19 protein-coding genes and 1 tRNA gene are annotated in these 21,070 nt (G+C 53.5%); 8 read left to right on the top strand and 12 right to left on the bottom strand.

What is annotated here, in order from left to right:
- Nucleotides 1–38: 38 nt before the first annotated feature.
- Nucleotides 39–114 (bottom strand) — tRNA-Ile (locus tag FTE26_RS03320).
- A gap of 124 nt (nucleotides 115–238) precedes the next feature.
- Here FTE26_RS03320 and mug point away from each other — a divergent pair.
- On the top strand, nucleotides 239–745 hold the full coding sequence (mug, locus tag FTE26_RS03315) for a G/U mismatch-specific DNA glycosylase (RefSeq protein ID WP_000228937.1): 507 nt from the start codon (nucleotides 239–241) through the stop codon (nucleotides 743–745).
- A gap of 78 nt (nucleotides 746–823) precedes the next feature.
- Here the strand turns inward: mug and rpoD are convergent, their stop codons facing one another.
- From rpoD to rpsU, 3 genes are all read right to left on the bottom strand, one after another.
- Nucleotides 824–2,665, bottom strand: coding sequence for an RNA polymerase sigma factor RpoD (gene rpoD, locus FTE26_RS03310; RefSeq protein WP_000437371.1), 1,842 nt, complete (start codon nucleotides 2,663–2,665; stop codon nucleotides 824–826).
- 194 nt (nucleotides 2,666–2,859) lie between these two features.
- Nucleotides 2,860–4,605, bottom strand: coding sequence for a DNA primase (gene dnaG / locus FTE26_RS03305; protein ID WP_000918827.1), 1,746 nt, complete (start codon nucleotides 4,603–4,605; stop codon nucleotides 2,860–2,862).
- A 110-nt stretch (nucleotides 4,606–4,715) separates the two neighbouring features.
- A complete protein-coding gene (gene rpsU / locus FTE26_RS03300) occupies nucleotides 4,716–4,931 on the bottom strand; it encodes a 30S ribosomal protein S21 (protein ID WP_001144069.1) in 216 nt (71 codons plus the stop codon).
- Nucleotides 4,932–5,168: 237 nt separating this feature from the next.
- Here rpsU and tsaD point away from each other — a divergent pair, with 237 nt between their 5' ends.
- Nucleotides 5,169–6,182 carry a tRNA (adenosine(37)-N6)-threonylcarbamoyltransferase complex transferase subunit TsaD gene (gene tsaD / locus FTE26_RS03295; protein WP_001264365.1) on the top strand — a complete coding sequence of 338 codons (1,014 nt, stop codon included), beginning with the start codon at nucleotides 5,169–5,171 and terminating at the stop codon, nucleotides 6,180–6,182.
- A 42-nt stretch (nucleotides 6,183–6,224) separates the two neighbouring features.
- Here the strand turns inward: tsaD and ttdT are convergent, their stop codons facing one another.
- Genes ttdT through ttdA form a run of 3 tightly spaced genes read right to left on the bottom strand, consistent with a single transcriptional unit; the run spans nucleotide 6,225 to nucleotide 9,250 of the window.
- A complete protein-coding gene (ttdT, locus tag FTE26_RS03290; RefSeq protein WP_000804928.1) occupies nucleotides 6,225–7,688 on the bottom strand; it encodes an L-tartrate/succinate antiporter in 1,464 nt (487 codons plus the stop codon).
- A 48-nt stretch (nucleotides 7,689–7,736) separates the two neighbouring features.
- A complete protein-coding gene (ttdB, locus tag FTE26_RS03285) occupies nucleotides 7,737–8,342 on the bottom strand; it encodes a L(+)-tartrate dehydratase subunit beta (RefSeq protein ID WP_000722957.1) in 606 nt (201 codons plus the stop codon).
- Nucleotides 8,339–9,250 carry a L(+)-tartrate dehydratase subunit alpha gene (gene ttdA / locus FTE26_RS03280; RefSeq protein ID WP_000986792.1) on the bottom strand — a complete coding sequence of 304 codons (912 nt, stop codon included), beginning with the start codon at nucleotides 9,248–9,250 and terminating at the stop codon, nucleotides 8,339–8,341. The genes ttdB and ttdA overlap by 4 nt, the downstream gene beginning before the upstream one ends.
- Nucleotides 9,251–9,456: 206 nt before the next feature.
- Here ttdA and ttdR point away from each other — a divergent pair, with 206 nt between their 5' ends.
- On the top strand, nucleotides 9,457–10,389 hold the full coding sequence (gene ttdR / locus FTE26_RS03275) for an L-tartrate utilization transcriptional activator TtdR (protein WP_000935206.1): 933 nt from the start codon (nucleotides 9,457–9,459) through the stop codon (nucleotides 10,387–10,389).
- 12 nt (nucleotides 10,390–10,401) lie between these two features.
- Here the strand turns inward: ttdR and plsY are convergent, their stop codons facing one another.
- Nucleotides 10,402–11,019, bottom strand: coding sequence for a glycerol-3-phosphate 1-O-acyltransferase PlsY (gene plsY / locus FTE26_RS03270; protein ID WP_001272796.1), 618 nt, complete (start codon nucleotides 11,017–11,019; stop codon nucleotides 10,402–10,404).
- Between the two features lie 104 nt (nucleotides 11,020–11,123).
- Here plsY and folB point away from each other — a divergent pair, with 104 nt between their 5' ends.
- On the top strand, nucleotides 11,124–11,492 hold the full coding sequence (gene folB, locus FTE26_RS03265) for a bifunctional dihydroneopterin aldolase/7,8-dihydroneopterin epimerase (protein WP_001295541.1): 369 nt from the start codon (nucleotides 11,124–11,126) through the stop codon (nucleotides 11,490–11,492).
- Between the two features lie 89 nt (nucleotides 11,493–11,581).
- Nucleotides 11,582–12,403 (top strand): undecaprenyl-diphosphate phosphatase, encoded by an 822-nt coding sequence (bacA, locus tag FTE26_RS03260; RefSeq protein WP_001305111.1) that lies wholly within the window; start codon nucleotides 11,582–11,584, stop codon nucleotides 12,401–12,403.
- 162 nt (nucleotides 12,404–12,565) lie between these two features.
- Here the strand turns inward: bacA and cca are convergent, their stop codons facing one another.
- A complete protein-coding gene (gene cca / locus FTE26_RS03255) occupies nucleotides 12,566–13,804 on the bottom strand; it encodes a fused tRNA nucleotidyltransferase/2',3'-cyclic phosphodiesterase/2' nucleotidase/phosphatase Cca (protein ID WP_000708500.1) in 1,239 nt (412 codons plus the stop codon).
- Nucleotides 13,805–13,867: 63 nt separating this feature from the next.
- Nucleotides 13,868–14,488 carry a TIGR04211 family SH3 domain-containing protein gene (locus FTE26_RS03250; protein WP_001125332.1) on the bottom strand — a complete coding sequence of 207 codons (621 nt, stop codon included), beginning with the start codon at nucleotides 14,486–14,488 and terminating at the stop codon, nucleotides 13,868–13,870.
- 241 nt (nucleotides 14,489–14,729) lie between these two features.
- On the opposite strand from FTE26_RS03250, the gene ygiF reads away from it, so the two are divergent.
- From ygiF to hldE, 3 genes are read left to right on the top strand one after another with little or no spacing between them, the layout of a single operon-like run.
- Nucleotides 14,730–16,031, top strand: a complete 1,302-nt coding sequence (gene ygiF, locus FTE26_RS03245) for an inorganic triphosphatase (RefSeq protein ID WP_000046270.1) — start codon at nucleotides 14,730–14,732, stop codon at nucleotides 16,029–16,031.
- A 22-nt stretch (nucleotides 16,032–16,053) separates the two neighbouring features.
- Nucleotides 16,054–18,894 (top strand): bifunctional [glutamate--ammonia ligase]-adenylyl-L-tyrosine phosphorylase/[glutamate--ammonia-ligase] adenylyltransferase, encoded by a 2,841-nt coding sequence (gene glnE / locus FTE26_RS03240; protein WP_001297594.1) that lies wholly within the window; start codon nucleotides 16,054–16,056, stop codon nucleotides 18,892–18,894.
- Nucleotides 18,895–18,941: 47 nt separating this feature from the next.
- Nucleotides 18,942–20,375 carry a bifunctional D-glycero-beta-D-manno-heptose-7-phosphate kinase/D-glycero-beta-D-manno-heptose 1-phosphate adenylyltransferase HldE gene (gene hldE / locus FTE26_RS03235; RefSeq protein ID WP_000869178.1) on the top strand — a complete coding sequence of 478 codons (1,434 nt, stop codon included), beginning with the start codon at nucleotides 18,942–18,944 and terminating at the stop codon, nucleotides 20,373–20,375.
- 119 nt (nucleotides 20,376–20,494) lie between these two features.
- On the opposite strand, the gene ibsE is transcribed toward hldE, so the two are convergent.
- Nucleotides 20,495–20,554, bottom strand: a complete 60-nt coding sequence (ibsE, locus tag FTE26_RS03230) for a type I toxin-antitoxin system Ibs family toxin (protein ID WP_001387082.1) — start codon at nucleotides 20,552–20,554, stop codon at nucleotides 20,495–20,497.
- A 316-nt stretch (nucleotides 20,555–20,870) separates the two neighbouring features.
- Nucleotides 20,871–20,930 carry a type I toxin-antitoxin system Ibs family toxin gene (locus FTE26_RS03225; RefSeq protein WP_001387081.1) on the bottom strand — a complete coding sequence of 20 codons (60 nt, stop codon included), beginning with the start codon at nucleotides 20,928–20,930 and terminating at the stop codon, nucleotides 20,871–20,873.
- Between the last annotated feature and the right edge of the window lie 140 nt (nucleotides 20,931–21,070).

Here is a 21,070-nt window from a genome sequence, read left to right as displayed (position 1 = left end):
GCAAGATAGTTTGGATACATCTGTAATTCATTGAAATCTGGTGGCCCCTGCTGGACTTGAACCAGCGACCAAGCGATTATGAGTCGCCTGCTCTAACCACTGAGCTAAGGGGCCATGGTAGCGGATTATAAAGTAACTCCGTGTCGCAATCCAGCCATTACCGTGCGCCTGCTGTTTTTATAAACAATGTATTTTCAATCCGTTATACTTTTCCTGGTGATGTTAGAAAGGAGTAAATATGGTTGAGGATATTTTGGCTCCAGGGTTACGGGTCGTGTTTTGCGGTATCAACCCTGGGCTTTCATCCGCCGGGACTGGTTTTCCCTTTGCTCATCCAGCAAATCGCTTCTGGAAGGTGATATATCAGGCCGGGTTTACCGACCGTCAGTTGAAGCCGCAGGAGGCACAGCATCTGCTGGATTATCGTTGTGGCGTCACCAAACTGGTAGACCGTCCAACGGTGCAAGCCAATGAAGTTTCAAAGCAGGAGCTGCACGCAGGTGGGCGTAAGCTGATTGAAAAAATTGAAGATTATCAGCCGCAGGCGTTGGCGATTCTGGGCAAACAAGCATATGAACAGGGATTCAGCCAGCGCGGTGCACAGTGGGGGAAACAAACGCTCACCATTGGTTCGACGCAGATTTGGGTGCTGCCAAATCCCAGCGGTTTAAGTCGCGTTTCACTAGAGAAACTGGTTGAAGCGTATCGCGAGCTGGACCAGGCGCTGGTAGTGCGTGGGCGATAAAAAACGCCACCGAAAAGGTGGCGTTTGTGCAAAGGGACTAGTGCCGGGTGCGGCGTAACGCCTGATCCGGCCTACCGATTAATCGTCCAGGAAGCTACGCAACACTTCAGAACGGCTCGGGTGACGCAGTTTGCGCAGCGCCTTCGCTTCGATCTGACGGATACGTTCGCGGGTAACGTCGAACTGTTTACCCACTTCTTCCAGCGTGTGGTCGGTGTTCATATCGATACCGAAACGCATACGCAGAACTTTCGCTTCACGCGCGGTCAGGCCAGCCAGCACGTCGTGCGTTGCCGCACGCAGGCTTTCGGTGGTCGCAGAATCCAGCGGCAGCTCGAGGGTGGTATCCTCGATGAAATCCCCCAGATGCGAATCTTCATCATCACCGATCGGCGTTTCCATGGAGATTGGCTCTTTGGCGATCTTCAGCACTTTGCGGATCTTGTCTTCCGGCATCAGCATACGTTCAGCCAGTTCTTCCGGCGTCGGTTCACGGCCCATCTCTTGCAGCATCTGGCGAGAAATACGGTTGAGTTTGTTGATAGTCTCAATCATATGCACCGGAATACGGATGGTGCGCGCCTGATCCGCGATAGAACGGGTGATCGCCTGACGGATCCACCAGGTTGCGTAGGTGGAGAACTTGTAACCACGGCGGTATTCGAATTTATCAACCGCTTTCATCAGACCGATGTTGCCTTCCTGAATCAGGTCAAGGAACTGCAAGCCACGGTTGGTGTATTTCTTGGCGATAGAAATAACCAGACGTAAGTTCGCTTCAACCATCTCTTTCTTCGCACGGCGGGCTTTCGCTTCACCGATGGACATACGACGGTTGATATCTTTAACCTGCTCGATGGTCAGGCCGGTTTCTTCTTCAATCTGCTGCAGTTTCTGCAGGGCGCGATGCACTTCTTCAGAGACATCGTGCAGTTTTTCCGACCACGGCTTGTTCATCGCAATTGCCGCGTTGAACCAGGTATCGCTGGTTTCGTTGCCGGTAAACAGGGTAATGAAGTTTTTCTTCGGCATTTTGCACTGCTCAACGCAGAGCTTCATGATCAGACGTTCTTGCGTACGAACGCGGTCCATCATGACGCGCATGCTGTTGACCAGGTAGTCAAACTGCTTCGGCACCAGGCGGAACTGTTTGAATACTTCAGACAGTTTCAGGATCTCTTCCTGAGCGGCAGCGTGACTGCGACCTTTCGCTTTGATGGTGTCACGCGTTACAACGTACTGAGCGCGTAGTTCCGCAAATTTTTCGCGAGCCAGTTCCGGGTCGATGCTGTTGTCATCATCGGCGCTGTCGTCATCGCCATCTTCTTCGTCTTCATCTTCGTCATCGTCCAGATCTTCCTGGGAAAGCTCAGAACCGACGTGAGTGGCGGTAGGTGCCAGATCTTCTTCTGCGTTCGGGTCAACAAAGCCGGTGATCAGATCGGACAGACGCGCTTCTTCTGCTTCAACACGATCGTACTGTTCCAGCAGATAGGTGATCGCTTCCGGATATTCAGCAACGGAGCATTGAACCTGGTTGATCCCGTCTTCAATACGCTTAGCGATGTCAATTTCGCCTTCGCGGGTCAACAGTTCAACGGTGCCCATTTCACGCATGTACATGCGTACCGGGTCAGTCGTGCGCCCGATTTCAGATTCCACGCTGGAAAGCACCTGCGCGGCGGCTTCGGCAGCATCTTCGTCCGCGGTGTTTTCAGCCAGCATCAGATCATCGGCATCCGGTGCTTCTTCCATCACCTGAATGCCCATGTCGTTGATCATTTGGATGATGTCTTCGATCTGATCTGAATCGACGATATCTTCCGGCAGATGGTCATTGACCTCGGCATAGGTCAGATAGCCTTGCTCCTTACCACGGGTGACAAGAAGTTTCAGCTGTGACTGCGGGTTTTGCTCCATAAGACGGTATCCACACTTATTTCATGAGGTTGGTGTTGGGCGATTGACCCGATGTCCTTCAGCCGTTAACGCTGAAATCCAACGGTTGTTTACCGCCAACGATAATTACGAGGGCGTACTTATATATTTGCCGCTGCCTCTCAGTGCGGCTGTCGGGGGCTTCCCGATCGCTCTTCGGCACTTAAGCCGTTAAATCACTTTTTCGCCAGCTCCTGGTTTAATGTCCAGAGCTCCAGGCGTTCTTCGTTGCTTAAACCATGCGTGCGCTCACGAGCGATTAACTCTTCCTGGCGCAGTTCAAGCAGCGAATCAAACATATGGTTGAGTGAGTCGGTGAAGGTTTGCTCAGCAATATTCTTATCTGCTATATCGTCCCACATCGACAGTTTTTCAAGGGTGGCAGCATTATTTGTACCACGATAGTGCTCTAAAAGTTGCCCGGTGGTCAGACCTGGCTGGGAGAGACAAGTGTTGACCAGTTCTCTGAATAAGCCAAGTCCAGGGAGCTTATTTTCATCCAGATTCTCAAGCGGCGGGACCAACGTCGCTAATTCTGGATTTTGCACCAGCAACCCTATAAGTATACGCATGGTCGTGCGTTTTAGCTGCGGAACAGGGCGAGAAACGCCGCTCTCTGCCGCTTTTGGCATTAATCGTTCAAGCTGGCTGTCATCAAGTATGCCTAATTTGTTGCCTAATTCCTGACGAAGATATATTCGCAGCGTTTCGCCCGGCACTTGCGATATCAATGGCAGTGCCAGCGTACTCAAACGTGCGCGCCCGTCAGGGGTACTCAGATCAACTTGCGGCATCAGGCTGTTAAACAGAAATGCGGAAAGCGGCATCGCCTGCTCCATCCGCGCTTCAAACGCTTCTTTACCTTCTTTTCGTACCAGCGTGTCAGGGTCTTCGCCATCCGGCAAAAACATAAAGCGTAGCTGACGGCCGTCTGTCATGTAAGGCAGCGCCGTTTCCAGCGCTCGCCATGCGGCATCGCGGCCTGCACGGTCGCCGTCATAACAGCAAATGACATTGTTGGTCGCGCGGAACAACAGTTGTATGTGATCGGCGGTGGTTGACGTACCTAACGACGCAACGGCGTAATTAATGCCGTATTGCGCCAGCGCCACCACGTCCATATAGCCTTCGACCACAAGCAGACGATTGGGTTCAGCGTTATCCTGCTGCGCTTCATAAAGACCGTAAAGCTGGCGGCCTTTATGGAAAATGTCTGTTTCCGGCGAGTTCAGGTATTTGGGGGTATCGTTGCCCAGCACGCGCCCGCCAAAACCAATCACCCGACCGCGTTTATCGCGAATGGGGAACATCACCCGCTCGCGGAAACGATCGTAACTGCGTCCCTGATCGTTAGTGACCAACATCCCCGCATCAATCAATGACTGGCGATTTTCTGGATTGCCGCCAAACCGCTTCAGGACGTTGTCCCAGCCGGGGGGCGCAAAACCAATCGCAAAGCGAGCGATAACCTCGTGGCTTAATCCGCGTTTTTCCAGATATTGGCGCGCAGACGTGGCAACAGGTTGTTGTAAAGATTGTTGGTAAAACGTATTCAGACCGTCCATCAACTGATAAAGCGTTTGCCTCTGATGGCGCTCGATCTGGCTGGGGCCGCTGCCTGCTTCAAATGGCACTTCAAGATTGTGCATTGCTGCCAGCTCTTCGACCGTTTCAACGAACTCGAGCTTGTCGTAGTTCATCAGGAAGTCGATCGCGTTGCCGTGCGCGCCACATCCAAAGCAGTGGTAAAACTGTTTCTCACCGTTAACGGTGAATGACGGGGTTTTCTCGTTGTGGAATGGACAACACGCGTGGAAATTCTTGCCCTGCTTTTTCAGCTTCACACGGGCATCGATCAGATCGACGATGTCAGTGCGTGCCAGCAGATCATTAATGAATACGCGTGGGATTCGTCCAGCCATAGGCCCCGATTTTTAGCAATTCATAAACGAAAATAAGCCGCGCATTCCTTTCGGAAGCACGGCCTTACAACTACAACTCGGTCTGATCGGAGAGCAACGCTCTCGGGGAATTAGTACAGACGAGTGCGGCGTGCGTTTTCGCGAGCCAGTTTCTTCGCGTGACGTTTCACTGCAGAAGCTTTAGCGCGCTTACGTTCGGTAGTCGGTTTTTCATAGAACTCACGACGACGAACTTCCGCCAGAACACCTGCTTTTTCGCAGGAACGCTTGAAGCGACGCAGAGCTACGTCGAACGGCTCGTTTTCACGTACTTTAATTACCGGCATGTGCCTCTCACCTTTGATTAATTCGGTTTGCCGCTGGCATCAACGCCAGCTTATTTCAAAATGGTGCGGAATTTTACTGCAATTGCTGCTGCTTTGTAAAGCACCGCGGCCTTTTTTGAAAGGGACTTTTATAAGGGTGAGGAGTATACACGAGGCTTTCTCCAGGGGCGAACAAAGTTTTACATCAACCCGCATTGGTCCTACACTGCGCGGTAATAAAGCGAGGTAAAACAAGTCATGCGTGTACTGGGTATTGAAACTTCCTGCGATGAAACCGGCATCGCCATTTACGACGATGAAAAAGGTTTGTTAGCCAACCAATTGTATAGTCAGGTGAAATTGCACGCTGACTACGGCGGCGTCGTGCCTGAACTGGCCTCCCGCGATCACGTGCGCAAAACCGTACCGTTGATCCAGGCGGCGCTAAAGGAGTCTGGTTTAACGGCAAAAGACATTGATGCTGTGGCCTATACCGCAGGCCCTGGATTAGTCGGCGCACTGCTGGTTGGCGCAACCGTGGGGCGTTCTCTGGCGTTTGCCTGGAACGTTCCGGCAATCCCGGTACACCATATGGAAGGGCATCTGTTAGCGCCGATGCTGGAAGATAACCCGCCGGAATTTCCGTTTGTCGCGCTGCTGGTGTCCGGCGGTCATACGCAGTTAATCAGCGTGACTGGCATTGGTCAGTACGAGCTGCTCGGCGAGTCTATCGATGATGCCGCCGGTGAAGCGTTTGATAAAACCGCGAAGCTGCTGGGGCTGGATTATCCTGGCGGACCGTTACTGTCGAAAATGGCGGCTCAGGGTACTGCCGGGCGCTTTGTTTTCCCGCGTCCGATGACCGACCGTCCGGGGCTGGATTTCAGCTTCTCCGGTCTGAAAACCTTCGCGGCAAATACCATTCGTGACAACGGCACCGACGACCAGACGCGTGCTGATATCGCCCGCGCCTTTGAAGATGCGGTGGTCGATACGCTGATGATTAAGTGCAAGCGAGCGTTGGATCAGACTGGCTTTAAGCGACTGGTCATGGCAGGCGGCGTGAGTGCTAACCGTACGTTACGGGCGAAGCTGGCTGAAATGATGAAAAAACGCCGCGGCGAAGTGTTCTACGCGCGTCCGGAGTTTTGTACTGATAACGGCGCGATGATCGCCTATGCCGGAATGGTGCGGTTTAAAGCAGGCGCGACGGCGGATCTCGGCGTTAGCGTGCGTCCGCGCTGGCCACTGGCGGAGTTACCGGCCGCGTAAAACTATCGGGTGCCGGAGAGCAATTTCCGGCACCGTCCTTACTTAAAGCAACACCACGGGCATCCACAGTAAGCCGGTAATCACCAGCAATACGAGGAATATCAGCCCAAAAATCGCCCCCAGTCGCCAGTAATCCGCCGTTGGCAGATAACCACTACCGTAGTAAATCGGACTGGGTCCGGTGGCGTATGGTGTAAGAATGCTCCCCAGACCAATTGCCGCGCCAACCATCAGGCAGAACACCGGCAGCGGGATTTCCGGCATCGCCAGCGCGGCGGCGATCATCATCGGTGCGAGGGCGGAGGTATACGCCGTGGCGCTGGCGAAAAAGTAGCGCAGTAGATAAAACACCACAATCAATGCCACCATCACCATCGTCGGCGAATAACCACTTAAGCTGCCTGCTAACAGTTTGCCAAACCAGCTAATAAAACCGGTGTTGTTGAGTCCGGTAGCGAGGGTGATAAGCGAGGCCAGCCAGAAGAAAACGTTCCACGCGGCTTTATTACTGACAATGTCGTCCCAACTGATAATGCGCAGAAGCAGCATCAGTGCCACCACGCTGTAACCGACCATCGCGGCATCGATATAATCACCGCCGAAAATCCACAGCACCAGCGCGCCTACCATCAGCCCCAGCATCCGTTTTTCACGCGAACAGAGCGGGCCCATTGCCTGCAGTTCCGTCTCTGCCCAGCGCGGCACCTGATCGCCTGACTTCAGTACCGGCGGGTACAGCACATAAGCCAGCCAGGGAACCAGCAGCACCAGCAAAATACTGAGCGGCAACATCCCGAGGAACCAGTCGCCCCAACTCAGCGTGGCGTGAGATGCGCTTTTCATCAGTCCAATTAACAGCAAGTTTGGTGCCATCGCCGTCAAGAAAATGGCGCTGGTCACGCAGTCGGCAACAATCCCCATCCACATGATGTACGAGCCAATGCTGCGCGAACTGCTGTCGTTTGGTTGTGATTGATAGAGCGGTGGCAGGTTACGGATGATGGGATAGATAATCCCCGCACCACGCGCCGAGTTGGACGGTGTTACAGGTGCGAGGATCAGCTCGGAGAACATCACCGCATAGCCGAGAAACAGCGTGCGATGTCCCATCTTTTTCACCAGAATCAGCGCAATGCGGCGTCCCAGCCCGGTTTTTTCATAGCCTGTGCCAAACATAAAGGCGGCGAAAATCAGCCAGATAACCGAATTAGAAAAACCGGAAACCGCCCACGAGAGGGATTTTGCAGTGAATTTAAAGCCTGGCTGGGCGAGCTGTTCGGGGCTGAACAGCAGCCAGGGAGAGAGTATGGCGATGATGGATATACCCACCATCGCCACCACGGCACCCGGCACGGGTTCGAGGATCAGTCCAACGATCACGCCAGTAAAAACGGCAAAGTAGAGCCAGGTATGACTCTCCAGCCCTGCGGGAACCGGAATTAGAGCAATAATGGCGATGACCGCCAGCGGCGCAAGGTATCGCCACCATTCAGTGGAAGGTTTCATCGTGTTATGCCTGCGAAAAAGGAGAGGGGGCGAGCCTCTCCGGGAGGGTTATTTGATGTAATGGACGTGCTCGCAGATCTCTTCCACGATGGGATCGCGGCGTTCGGCGAACAGCTTTTTGTTTTCGGCTATCAGGTTGTTGCCGTGGGTATCAATAGAGACAATCAGCGGGCCGAACTCTTTGACCCGGCAGACCCACAGTGACTCCGGCATCCCGAGTTCTGTCCAGTGCACTTCTTCAATCTCTTCCACCTGGGTTGCCGCCAGCACCGCGCAGCCTGCCGGGAAAATCACATGTAGCGCCTTGAATTTCTGGCAGCCTTCTTCGGTCAGCGGCCCCATTCCGCCTTTGCCAACCACCAGTTTCACGCCGGTCTGCTCGATAAATTCACGTTCAAAACTTTCCATACGCATACTGGTTGTCGGGCCAACGGAAACCATCTCCCATTTATCGCCGTTTTTGCGCACGATGGGGCCAGCGTGGAAAATCGCTTTGCCGTTGAGATCGTAAGGGATCGGACGTTTCAGTTCGATCAAGCGGCGGTGACAAACGTCACGGCAGGTCACCAGCGTACCGGTCAGGTAGATCACATCGCCGACGCGAATATCTTGCAGATCTTCAGCTTTGATCGGGGTTGTCAGGATCTTTTTCATAACGCGCTCCGGGTGTGAGACAGATTTTCAAAGGTGAGATCGGCATGAACCAGCAGCGTGCCGCGACGATGCGCCCAGCAGCCGGTAGAGACAGCAACGCCGATGGTTGACGGATGGCGGGCGGCAGATTCGATATGCACGCCCATCACTGAACTGTTGCCGGTCAGCCCTTGTGGACCAATCTCCAGACGGTTGAGTCCTTCTTCCAGGCGTAGCTCCAGCTCTGCCGCTTTTGGATTGGGATGGCGGCTGCCAATCGGACGCAAAATGGCTTTACGCGAGAGTACGGCGGCGGTTTCCACCGAGGTGGCGATGCCCACGCCCACCAGTACCGGTGGACAGGCGTTTACGGCGAGGGCGGAGATATTTTCGAAGACGAATTTCACCACGCCTTCGTAGCCTTCTGACGGCATTAACACTTTCGAGCGGCCAGGTAGCGTGCAGCCGCCGCCTGCCATGTAAACTTCGATTTCTGCATCGTCATTGTCGGGGATGATGTCCCAGGTGACCCACGGTACGCCGCTACCGGTATTTTTGCCGGTGTTTACTTCGTCAAAAATTTCTACCGCATTGTGACGTAGTGGCGCTTTGACGGTTGCCTCTTCCACGGCTTGTTTGAGTATGCTTTGCAGCTCGCCAAGCAGTGGGAAGCGGGAACCGACTTTAACGAAGAACATAATCTCCCCGGTGTCCTGACAGGCAGGACGATTCAGGTCAATCGCTTTTTGCATGTTGTCGAACATCGTATGGTAGATAATTTTCCCCATCGACGACGTTTCGGCATCCTTTAGCTGTTTTAGTTTATCCACCACGTCATCAGGCATTCGGGTAGAAATCATGGCGGTAAAGTTAGCGACAATCTCTGTCAACTTATTCACTGCCTGTTGCTTATTACTTTCGCTCATCATGGCAACTCCAGTTTTTGTATTTGTCTGGAAAAATTCACCGCCACAAACTACCACTAAAAATGTGGTTTTATATTTTTTGCCACCGTGAATATGTAATTAACAGTTCGTGAATCAACGCGAAAATAAGAATGAATATTGCGCCAGAGCAGGGAATGGCAATGTTTTGCGAAATACACTGCGCTTATCACAACTGCGGATAATTAACGATGCTGAATAGCTGGCCTTTAGCCAAAGACTTGCAGGTACTGGTAGAAATCGTCCACAGCGGGAGTTTTAGTGCTGCAGCGGCGACGCTTGGGCAAACGCCTGCATTTGTCACCAAGCGGATCCAAATCCTTGAAAATACGCTGGCAACAACGCTGCTGAACCGCTCCGCTCGCGGCGTGGCGCTGACTGAAAGTGGCCAACGTTGTTACGAACATGCGCTGGAAATCCTCACCCAATATCAGCGACTGGTCGATGACGTCACGCAAATCAAAACGCGCCCGGAGGGGATGATTCGTATTGGTTGCAGTTTTGGTTTTGGGCGCAGCCATATTGCGCCAGCCATTACCGAACTTATGCGCAATTATCCTGAGTTACAGGTGCATTTTGAATTGTTCGATCGGCAAATTGATTTAGTGCAGGATAATATTGATCTGGATATTCGTATTAATGACGAAATTCCTGATTATTATATTGCGCATCTGTTAACGAAAAATAAAAGAATATTATGCGCAGCACCTGAGTATCTGCAAAAATATCCGCAGCCACAATCATTACAGGAATTAAGTCGTCATGACTGTCTGGTGACCAAAGAGCGCGATATGACCCACGGAATATGGGAGTTGGGGAACGGTCAGGAGAAAAAATCGGTGAAGGTTAGCGGGCATCTTTCCTCCAATAGCGGCGAGATAGTGTTGCAATGGGCGCTGGAGGGCAAAGGGATTATGCTGCGTTCCGAGTGGGATGTGTTGCCGTTTCTGGAGAGTGGCAAACTGGTGCAAGTATTGCCGGAGTATGCACAAAGCGCCAATATCTGGGCTGTTTACCGGGAGCCGCTCTATCGCAGCATGAAATTACGTGTCTGCGTGGAATTTCTGGCGGCATGGTGCCAGCAACGGCTGGGCAAGCCCGATGAAGGCTATCAGGTCATGTAGAACCACCAGAAATCACTCGGGATCCTTTTCGCGCTTTCTTTTGAATTTCGTCCAGATTTTTGTCTCCTGACGACGCCACAGACGCTGGATGTTGTCATGATGACGCAGCAGGATCAGGCAAGAGAGCATCGAAACCGGGAAGGTGAATTGTGGCTTAAACCACCATACATAAAACGGAGCAATCAGTGCACTGACAATCGCTCCCAGCGACGAGTATCCGCTCAATAGCACGGTCAGTAACCAGGTTCCCGCCATTACTCCGGTGAGATCCCAGCCAATGGGTGCGATGGCACCAAAAGCGGTAGCAACGCCTTTTCCTCCTTTAAATCCGAAGAAAACGGGCCAGATGTGTCCAAGACAGGCGGCGATGGCAATTAAGCCTAGCCAGAAGGGGCTGACACCTAATTCATACGCGCCCCAGACGGGCAACATTCCTTTCAGAACGTCGAAAATCAGTACTGCTACGGCTGCTCCCTTGCCACCGATACGTAACACATTGGTTGCGCCTGGATTGCCGGAGCCGCTGGTTCGCGGATCGGGCAGCCCACACAAGCGGCAAACCAGAATGGCACTGGAAATGGAGCCGCAGAGGTACGCGATGAGGATCATTCCAGGCGCGATTGCACTCATAAGCTGTTCCGTTTTGAAAATTCGTGTTCAACGATGAATCTGTGGATAATACGCACATTTCGCCGGAAGTGGTATCCGGTTAGCCAAAAAGCAGGCAGGACGTGATGGATATTGTATTTATAGAGCAACTTTCGGTAATCACCACTATTGGTGTTTACGACTGGGAACAGACCATCGAACAGAAGTTAGTGTTCGATATCGAAATGGCATGGGATAACCGTAAAGCGGCGAAAAGTGATGATGTGGCGGATTGCCTCAGTTACGCTGACATTGCAGAAACGGTGGTCAGCCACGTCGAGGGGGCGCGTTTTGCGCTGGTGGAACGCGTGGCTGAAGAGGTGGCGGAGCTGCTGTTAGCACGCTTCAACTCGCCGTGGGTGCGTATCAAACTCAGCAAGCCAGGCGCAGTGGCGCGGGCGGCGAATGTTGGCGTAATCATTGAGCGTGGCAATAATCTGAAAGAAAATAATTAATTTTACAGCTGTTAAACCAAACGGTTATAACCTGGTCATACGCAGTAGTTCGGACAAGCGGTACATTTTAATAATTTAGGGGTTTATTGATGAGCGATATGCACTCGCTGCTGATAGCGGCAATATTGGGTGTGGTCGAAGGATTGACAGAATTTCTGCCGGTATCCAGCACGGGCCATATGATTATTGTCGGTCACTTGTTGGGGTTTGAGGGCGACACGGCGAAAACCTTTGAAGTTGTGATCCAGTTAGGATCAATTCTGGCGGTAGTAGTGATGTTCTGGCGGCGTCTGTTTGGCCTGATTGGCATCCACTTTGGCCGCCCGTTGCAGCACGAAGGTGAAAGCAAAGGTCGTTTAACGCTGATCCACATTTTGCTGGGGATGATTCCGGCGGTGGTACTGGGGCTATTGTTCCACGACACGATTAAGTCATTGTTTAACCCGATAAATGTGATGTATGCGCTGGTCGTTGGCGGTTTGTTGCTGATTGCCGCCGAATGCCTGAAGCCGAAAGAGCCGCGTGCGCCGGGTCTTGATGATATGACCTATCGTCAGGCGTTTATGATTGGCTGTTTCCAGTGTCTGGCGCTGTGGCCGGGTTTCTCCCGTTCCGGGGCCACCATTTCAGGTGGGATGCTGATGGGCGTGAGCCGTTACGCTGCTTCCGAGTTCTCGTTCCTGCTGGCGGTACCGATGATGATGGGCGCAACGGCGCTCGATCTCTACAAAAGCTGGGGCTTCCTGACAACCGGCGATATCCCGATGTTTGCCGTTGGGTTTATCACCGCTTTTGTGGTGGCGCTGATAGCGATTAAAACCTTCCTGCAATTGATTAAGCGCATTTCGTTTATCCCGTTCGCCATTTATCGCTTTATTGTGGCGGCTGCGGTGTACGTCGTGTTCTTTTGATTGAGAAAAGGTTCGGGAGCAGGCCTGGTTTTCTCCCTCGCTCTGTAGGGAGAGGGCCGGGGTGGGGGTGATTGTTCGCACCGGTGCTGGTCTGTTCCCCTCACCCTAACCCTCTCCCCGAAGGGGCGAGGGGATGGTTCGTGTTAACGTTTAGTTTTATACTCAGTCAGGCTTTGGGCAACGTTGTTCCTTCCAACTGGCTATCGCCGCAATCCGCCGTCGGGTCAGCTCCTCGCGAATCTCCACACCTTTAAATCCCGCTTCAACGACCGCTTTTGTCGGCACTGACTGCGCCACTTCCCAGGCTTCGCGCAACCAACGGCCTTGCGGGTAGTCCGCTGATTCAAAACCGGTTCTGCCGCGCACGTCAGCCTCGCTGGTCAGCGCCAGTTGCTCGACACGCTGCGGTTTACGCCAGGCATCGATGGAATCAAACAATTTGACGATAGTTTTTGGGTTCAGCATTGGGAAGGTGTGGATGAGATCGTGAAACTCAGCCACCAGTCTGGCTAAATCGCGAATTTCATTTGGCACGCGCAGACGCTGGCAGAGTTGTTCCACTAATTTCACACCCGCCGGACCGTGACCATGATGACGCGGCCAAAGTTCTGGCGGCGTCAGTCCTTTACCGAGATCGTGGCATAAAGTTGCGAAACGGACATCGACCTGCGGACTCAGCATCGCCGCCATTGAGAGCGTCATTAAGGTATGAATACCCGTGTCGATTTCCGGATGCCACCTGGCAGGGGCCGGAACGCCAAACAGTGCGTCAATTTCCGGGAATAAAACGCGCAGTGCGCCACAATCGCGCAGTACCTGGAAGAACACCTGTGGATTGCGGGTGGTGAGGGCGCTTTCCGTCTCTTTCCATACCCGTTCAGGCGTCAGGTGTTCCAGTTCACCCGCATGGGTCATCTCGCGCATCAGCGTCAGAGTTTCATCGGCAATACGAAAACCGAGGTGGGCATAACGCGCAGCAAAACGCGCCACGCGCAGAACGCGTAACGGATCTTCGCCAAAAGCGGGGGAAACATGGCGCAACAGACGATTTTGCAGATCGCCCAGACCGTTGTACGGGTCGATAATCTCGCCGTTATCGTCCTGGGCCAGCGCATTAATGGTCAGATCGCGACGCTTAAGATCATCTTCCAGCGTGACATCCGGTGCGGCATAGCAAGTAAAACCGGTGTAACCGGAACCGGATTTCCGTTCGGTACGTGCCAGCGCATACTCTTCATGCGTTTGCGGATGCAGAAACACAGGAAAATCGCGGCCTACCTGCTGGTAGCCCGCGTCGAGCATCTCCTGTGGCGTACTGCCGACCACCACCCAATCTCTGTCTTTGACCGGTAGCCCTAACAATGCATCCCGAACAGCACCACCGACCAGATAAATCTTCACGCCATCATCCCTTCGTCAAATACACAATTCCTAATAATAAGACAGTGCAACGAAGAAGGCGATTTAGTTCATCCAGCGATCTTTGCGTTTGCGCGTTGGGATCAGGTGTGGCAGTACCAGACCGAGCAGCAAGCCAAGCCCCAGCACGCCACCGCCATACATAAACCATTGCATGATGATGGTGCGCTGTTTGTCATCCAACTGTACGCTGGCGGCATCGACCTTTTTCTGCGCGACAATCAGCTCGTTTTTCAATTTCTGATTTTCTTCTTTTAATCCGTTGATCACGCTGTCGCTCTGCGCCACTTTTTGCTGCATTTCTGCGGTGCGCTGATTCCAGGTGTTATCGATATTGGTGAGTTTATCGGTCAGGGTTTTGACCTGATTTTCCAGATCTGGCACACGGGAGCGCAGGCTTGGCTCAGTGCTAAGTTGTTTCAACGGGATCCAGGCGGTACGGCCAGAGCTGTCTTTCACCTGGGCATAATTGGTGTTGGCGTCAGTTTGTAATAAGGTCACTTCCTCGCCGGCGTTAACCGTGCCCACGAGGCGATAATGATCTCCCGGACCGCTACGGACCCAGGTATTCAGTTCATCAGAAACATAGCGCGTTTCTTCAGCGTGTGAGACGGCAGTGGCGCTAAGTGCGAGTAAAGTTAATCCGATCAGGCGTAATTTTGGCATCAGGCTGTCGTTATTGTCATGGAAAGTGGAACGATAGTAGTGGCATCAGTGTCGCTACGCAAAGCATTCGACATCAATCGGAATCCTCTGTGTCAGGTCTTGCCACTGCTTCAAACTTTTACGCCCGTCAAATTGCCCGTTGCATGGCAATTTGGCGCAAAATACTATCTACTGACAAAAAAGATCGTATTAAGTTCGCCGTTCATCGTCACTTATGTGACATAACCGATAAGTAAAGGCCATGGCTCAGGAAATCGAATTAAAGTTTATTGTTAATCACAGTGCCGTTGAGGCGTTGCGTGACCATCTCAATACGCTGGGCGGCGAGCACCATGACCCCGTGCAGTTACTGAATATTTACTACGAAACGCCGGATAACTGGCTGCGTGGGCACGATATGGGCTTACGTATTCGTGGCGAAAACGGTCGCTATGAGATGACCATGAAAGTTGCAGGAAGAGTGACAGGCGGCTTACACCAGCGCCCGGAATATAACGTGGCGTTGAGCGAACCGACGCTCGACCTGGCGCAGTTACCGACGGAAGTCTGGCCGAACGGCGAATTGCCCGCCGATCTCGCTTCCCGCGTACAACCGCTGTTCAGCACCGATTTTTATCGCGAAAAATGGCTGGTGGCGGTCGATGACAGCCGAATTGAAATCGCTCTCGATCAGGGGGAGGTGAAAGCGGGGGAATTTGCTGAACCTATCTGTGAGCTGGAACTGGAACTGCTTAGCGGCGACACGCGCGCGGTGCTGAAACTGGCGAACCAACTGGTATCGCAAACCGGATTACGCCAGGGCAGCCTGAGCAAAGCGGCGCGTGGCTATCATCTGGCGCAGGGCAATCCGGCGCGTGAAATCAAACCGACCACCATTTTGCATGTTGCGGCAAAAGCCGATGTGGAACAGGGGCTGGAAGCGGCGCTCGAGCTGGCGTTAGCGCAATGGCAGTATCATGAAGAACTGTGGGTACGCGGCAACGATGCGGCGAAAGAGCAGGTGCTGGCAGCCATTGGCCTTGTTCGCCATGCACTGATGCTGTTCGGTGGCATTGTGCCGCGTAAAGCGAGCACTCACTTACGTGATTTGCTGACTCAATGCGAAGCGACCATCGCTTCTGCGGTTTCTGCCGTGACGGCGGTCTACTCTACCGAAACGGCAATGGCAAAGCTGGCGTTGACCGAATGGTTGGTAAGCAAAGCCTGGCAGCCGTTTTTAGATGCCAAAGCGCAGAGTAAAATGAGCGATTCCTTCAAACGCTTTGCCGATATCCATCTTTCCCGCCATGCCGCTGAACTGAAAAGCGTTTTCTGCCAGCCGTTGGGCGATCGCTACCGTGACCAGTTGCCACGTCTGACGCGTGATATTGACTCAATACTGTTGCTGGCGGGTTACTATGATCCTGTCGTCGCGCAAGCCTGGCTGGAGAACTGGCAGGGGCTGCGTCACGCTATTGCGACCGGGCAACGCATTGAAATTGAACATTTCCGTAATGAGGCAAACAATCAGGAACCGTTCTGGTTGCACAGCGGAAAACGTTAATCAGGCAAGGATAAAATCGCTTATGAAGCCGCTCTCTTCACCGTTACAGCAGTACTGGCAGACCGTTGTTGAGCGGCTGCCAGAGCCTTTAGCCGAGAAATCACTTAGCGCACAGGCGAAGTCAGTACTTACTTTCAGTGATTTTGTGCAGGACAGCGTGATTGCGCATCCAGAGTGGCTGACGGAACTGGAAAGCCAATCGCCGCAGGCTGATGAATGGCAGCATTACGCGGCATGGTTGCAGGAGGCGCTCAGCAATGTGAGTGACGAAGCCGGGTTAATGCGCGAGCTGCGGCTATTCCGGCGGCGCATTATGGTGCGCATCGCCTGGGCGCAAACGCTGGCTTTGGTTACTGAAGAGAGCATATTGCAGCAGCTCAGCCATCTGGCGGAGACGCTGATTGTCGCCGCGCGTGACTGGCTGTATGACGCTTGCTGCCGCGAATGGGGAACGCCGTGCAATGCGCAGGGCGAAGCGCAACCGCTGCTGATTTTAGGCATGGGTAAGCTGGGCGGTGGGGAACTGAATTTCTCCTCAGATATCGATCTGATTTTTGCCTGGCCGGAACATGGTTGTACGCAGGGCGGACGCCGGGAACTGGATAACGCGCAGTTTTTTACCCGCATGGGGCAGCGGCTGATTAAAGTGTTGGATCAACCAACGCAGGATGGCTTCGTCTATCGCGTGGATATGCGGCTGCGTCCGTTTGGCGAAAGTGGCCCGCTGGTGCTGAGCTTTGCCGCGTTGGAGGATTATTACCAGGAGCAGGGGCGCGACTGGGAGCGTTACGCGATGGTCAAGGCGCGGATTATGGGCGATAGCGAAGGCGTCTATGCTAACGAGTTGCGTGCGATGCTGCGCCCGTTTGTTTTCCGTCGTTACATCGATTTCAGCGTGATTCAGTCGCTGCGCAACATGAAAGGGATGATTGCCCGTGAAGTGCGTCGACGTGGTTTGACCGACAATATCAAACTCGGCGCAGGCGGCATTCGCGAAATTGAATTTATCGTTCAGGTGTTCCAGCTCATTCGCGGTGGGCGCGAACCGTCGCTGCAGTCGCGCTCTTTACTGCCAACGCTCAGCGCCATTGCCGCGCTGCATCTGCTTTCTGAAAACGATGCTGAACAATTGCGAGTGGCATATCTGTTCCTGCGGCGTCTGGAAAACCTGCTGCAAAGCATTAACGACGAACAAACCCAAACGCTTCCTTCTGATGAGCTTAACCGTGCGCGGCTGGCGTGGGCGATGGACTTTGCTGACTGGCCGCAACTGACCGGGGCGCTGACCGCACATATGACCAATGTGCGCCGGGTGTTTAATGAATTGATTGGCGACGACGAAAGTGAAACTCAGGAAGAGTCGCTGTCGGAACAGTGGCGTGAGCTGTGGCAGGATGCGTTGCAGGAAGATGACACTACGCCAGTGCTGGCGCATCTTAGCGAGGATGATCGCAAACAGGTCCTAACGCTGATTGCTGATTTCCGCAAAGAGCTGGATAAGCGTACTATCGGGCCGCGAGGACGTCAGGTGCTCGACCATCTGATGCCACATCTGCTAAGTGATGTCTGTGCGCGTGAAGACGCTGCCGTTACGCTGTCGCGCATTACCGCCTTGCTGGTGGGGATTGTTACCCGCACCACCTATTTAGAATTGCTCAGTGAATTCCGTGCGGCGCTTAAACATTTGATTTCTCTGTGTGCCGCATCGCCGATGATTGCCAGCCAGCTGGCGCGTTATCCATTATTGCTGGATGAATTGCTCGATCCAAACACTCTTTACCAGCCGACGGCGACCGATGCCTACCGCGATGAGTTGCGCCAGTATTTGCTGCGCGTGCCGGAAGATGACGAAGAGCAACAGCTTGAGGCGCTGCGTCAGTTCAAACAGGCGCAGCTGTTACGCATCGCCGCAGCGGATATCGCTGGTACGCTACCGGTGATGAAAGTGAGCGATCACTTAACCTGGCTGGCAGAGGCTATGATAGATGCCGTCGTTCAGCAGGCGTGGGTTCAAATGGTGGCCCGCTACGGTAAGCCAAATCACCTCAACGATCGCGAAGGCCGTGGTTTTGCGGTGGTCGGCTACGGCAAGCTGGGCGGCTGGGAGTTAGGCTACAGTTCCGATCTTGACCTGATCTTCCTCCATGATTGCCCAATGGATGCGATGACTGACGGCGAGCGGGAAATCGACGGGCGACAGTTTTATCTGCGTCTGGCGCAACGCATTATGCATCTGTTCAGTACGCGTACCTCTTCCGGCATTTTGTATGAAGTGGATGCACGGCTACGCCCGTCCGGGGCCGCGGGAATGCTGGTGACATCCGCAGAAGCATTTGCCGATTATCAGAAAAACGAGGCCTGGACGTGGGAACATCAGGCGCTGGTGCGTGCGCGGGTAGTGTACGGCGATCCGCAGCTCACCGCGCACTTTGACGCGGTGCGTCGCGAGATTATGACGCTGCCGCGTGAAGGTAAAACTCTGCAAACGGAAGTGCGGGAAATGCGCGAGAAAATGCGCGCTCATCTCGGCAATAAACATCGCGATCGCTTTGATATCAAAGCTGATGAAGGCGGAATTACCGATATCGAATTTATTACCCAATATCTGGTGTTGCGCTACGCTCATGAAAAACCGAAGTTAACGCGCTGGTCAGACAACGTGCGCATTCTGGAACTACTGGCGCAAAACGACATTATGGAAGAGCAGGAAGCGATGGCGCTGACCCGTGCTTATACTACGCTGCGCGATGAACTTCATCATCTGGCATTACAGGAATTGCCGGGCCATGTGCCGGAGGATTGCTTCACCGCAGAGCGTGAACTGGTGCGGGCAAGCTGGCAGAAGTGGCTGGTGGAAGAATGAAGTATGGTATTATCGCGCGCAAATTTTGAATCTCTCAGGAGACAGGAATGAAAGTAACGCTGCCAGAGTTTGAACGTGCAGGAGTGATGGTGGTTGGTGATGTGATGCTGGATCGTTACTGGTACGGTCCCACCAGCCGTATCTCGCCGGAAGCGCCGGTGCCCGTGGTTAAAGTCAATACCATCGAAGAACGTCCGGGCGGCGCGGCTAACGTGGCAATGAACATCGCTTCTCTCGGTGCCAATGCTCGCCTGGTCGGGCTGACGGGCATTGACGATGCGGCGCGTGCGCTGAGTAAATCTCTGGCCGACGTCAACGTCAAATGCGACTTCGTTTCTGTACCGACGCATCCGACTATCACCAAATTACGGGTACTTTCCCGCAACCAACAGCTGATCCGCCTGGATTTTGAAGAAGGTTTCGAAGGTGTTGATCCGCAGCCGCTGCACGAGCGGATTAATCAGGCGCTGAGTTCGATTGGCGCGCTGGTGCTTTCTGACTACGCCAAAGGTGCGCTGGCAAGCGTACAGCAGATGATCCAACTGGCGCGTAAAGCGGGCGTTCCGGTGCTGATTGATCCAAAAGGTACCGATTTTGAGCGCTACCGCGGCGCTACGCTGTTAACGCCGAATCTCTCGGAATTTGAAGCTGTTGTCGGTAAATGTAAGACCGAAGAAGAGATTGTTGAGCGCGGCATGAAACTGATTGCCGATTACGAACTCTCGGCTCTGTTAGTGACCCGTTCCGAACAGGGTATGTCGCTGCTGCAACCGGGTAAAGCGCCGCTGCATATGCCAACCCAGGCGCAGGAAGTGTATGACGTTACCGGTGCGGGCGACACGGTGATTGGCGTCCTGGCGGCAACGCTGGCAGCGGGTAATTCGCTGGAAGAAGCCTGCTTCTTTGCCAATGCGGCGGCTGGCGTGGTGGTCGGCAAACTGGGAACCTCCACGGTTTCGCCGATCGAGCTGGAAAATGCAGTGCGTGGGCGCGCAGATACCGGCTTTGGTGTGATGACCGAAGAGGAACTGAAGCTTGCTGTAGCGGCAGCGCGTAAACGCGGCGAAAAGGTGGTAATGACCAACGGTGTCTTTGACATCCTGCACGCCGGGCACGTCTCCTATCTGGCAAATGCTCGCAAACTGGGTGACCGTCTGATTGTCGCTGTGAACAGCGATGCCTCCACCAAACGGCTGAAAGGGGATTCCCGCCCGGTAAACCCACTCGAGCAGCGTATGATTGTGCTGGGCGCACTGGAAGCGGTCGACTGGGTAGTGTCGTTTGAAGAAGACACGCCGCAGCGTCTGATCGCCGGGATCCTGCCAGATCTGCTGGTGAAAGGCGGCGACTATAAACCAGAAGAAATTGCCGGGAGTAAAGAAGTCTGGGCCAACGGCGGCGAAGTGCTGGTGCTCAACTTCGAAGACGGTTGCTCGACCACTAACATCATCAAGAAGATCCAACAGGATAAAAAAGGCTAACCGGAAAGCGGTTCACAGATCTCGCTTCGTAGCAGGCAGGCCTATTGACGCTGTTGTTTTTTCAACCTAAAGTAAAGGAACAAGGGTAAGGGAGGATTTCTCCCCCCTCTGATCAGTTGTTAGTAAGTCGGGAAACTTAACAGTAACAACACAACCAGTATGATGACGAACTTCATCATAACCCTTTCCTTCTATAAGGCCCCTTCCTCGGGAGGGGCTTTCCCGTTTCAGCCCCTTGCTGACTCCCCGATTGTTGATGAGCGCCGGACCCCGCGCAACGCTTTCCCTGAAGCAGTTTTGCCTTCCCCGAGCGGTCACGCAAAACGCTGCAACGTCCTGAGCATTTGCACCTTTTAGCGGAACGCAGATATAAAAAATCCCCGGCTTTTTGGGCCAGGGATATGTGTTAATGAAACCTTCTTGACGCTGATTTTTTTTCAACCTAAAGTAAAGGAACAAGGGTGAGGGAGGATTTCTCCCCCCTCTGATTGGCTGTTAATAAGCTGCGAAACTTACGAGTAACAACACAATCAGTATGATGACGAGCTTCATCATAACCCTTTCCTTCTGTAAGGCCCCTTCCTCGGGAGGGGCTTTCCCGTTTCAGCCCTTTGCTGACTCCCCGATTGTTGATGAGCGCCGGACCTCGCGCAACGCTTTCCCAGAGGCAGTTTTGCCTTCCCCGAGCGGTCACG

The organism is Escherichia sp. S10b, assembly GCF_028421345.1.
In the GTDB taxonomy this organism is placed as follows: Bacteria; Pseudomonadota; Gammaproteobacteria; order Enterobacterales; family Enterobacteriaceae; genus ECMA0423.
Note: the sequence above shows the minus strand (reverse complement) of the source record. Positions and strands in the feature narration are given on the sequence as shown.

Bases quoted from the DNA above. Each gene is read 5' to 3' on its own strand.
- mug (WP_000228937.1), top strand. From the start codon at position 239: ATGGTTGAGGATATTTTGGCTCCAGGGTTACGGGTCGTGTTTTGCGGT.
- rpoD (WP_000437371.1), bottom strand. From the start codon at position 2,665: ATGGAGCAAAACCCGCAGTCACAGCTGAAACTTCTTGTCACCCGTGGT.
- dnaG (WP_000918827.1), bottom strand. From the start codon at position 4,605: ATGGCTGGACGAATCCCACGCGTATTCATTAATGATCTGCTGGCACGC.
- rpsU (WP_001144069.1), bottom strand. From the start codon at position 4,931: ATGCCGGTAATTAAAGTACGTGAAAACGAGCCGTTCGACGTAGCTCTG.
- tsaD (WP_001264365.1), top strand. From the start codon at position 5,169: ATGCGTGTACTGGGTATTGAAACTTCCTGCGATGAAACCGGCATCGCC.
- ttdT (WP_000804928.1), bottom strand. From the start codon at position 7,688: ATGAAACCTTCCACTGAATGGTGGCGATACCTTGCGCCGCTGGCGGTC.
- ttdB (WP_000722957.1), bottom strand. From the start codon at position 8,342: ATGAAAAAGATCCTGACAACCCCGATCAAAGCTGAAGATCTGCAAGAT.
- ttdA (WP_000986792.1), bottom strand. From the start codon at position 9,250: ATGATGAGCGAAAGTAATAAGCAACAGGCAGTGAATAAGTTGACAGAG.
- ttdR (WP_000935206.1), top strand. From the start codon at position 9,457: ATGCTGAATAGCTGGCCTTTAGCCAAAGACTTGCAGGTACTGGTAGAA.
- plsY (WP_001272796.1), bottom strand. From the start codon at position 11,019: ATGAGTGCAATCGCGCCTGGAATGATCCTCATCGCGTACCTCTGCGGC.
- folB (WP_001295541.1), top strand. From the start codon at position 11,124: ATGGATATTGTATTTATAGAGCAACTTTCGGTAATCACCACTATTGGT.
- bacA (WP_001305111.1), top strand. From the start codon at position 11,582: ATGAGCGATATGCACTCGCTGCTGATAGCGGCAATATTGGGTGTGGTC.
- FTE26_RS03250 (WP_001125332.1), bottom strand. From the start codon at position 14,488: ATGCCAAAATTACGCCTGATCGGATTAACTTTACTCGCACTTAGCGCC.
- ygiF (WP_000046270.1), top strand. From the start codon at position 14,730: ATGGCTCAGGAAATCGAATTAAAGTTTATTGTTAATCACAGTGCCGTT.
- glnE (WP_001297594.1), top strand. From the start codon at position 16,054: ATGAAGCCGCTCTCTTCACCGTTACAGCAGTACTGGCAGACCGTTGTT.
- hldE (WP_000869178.1), top strand. From the start codon at position 18,942: ATGAAAGTAACGCTGCCAGAGTTTGAACGTGCAGGAGTGATGGTGGTT.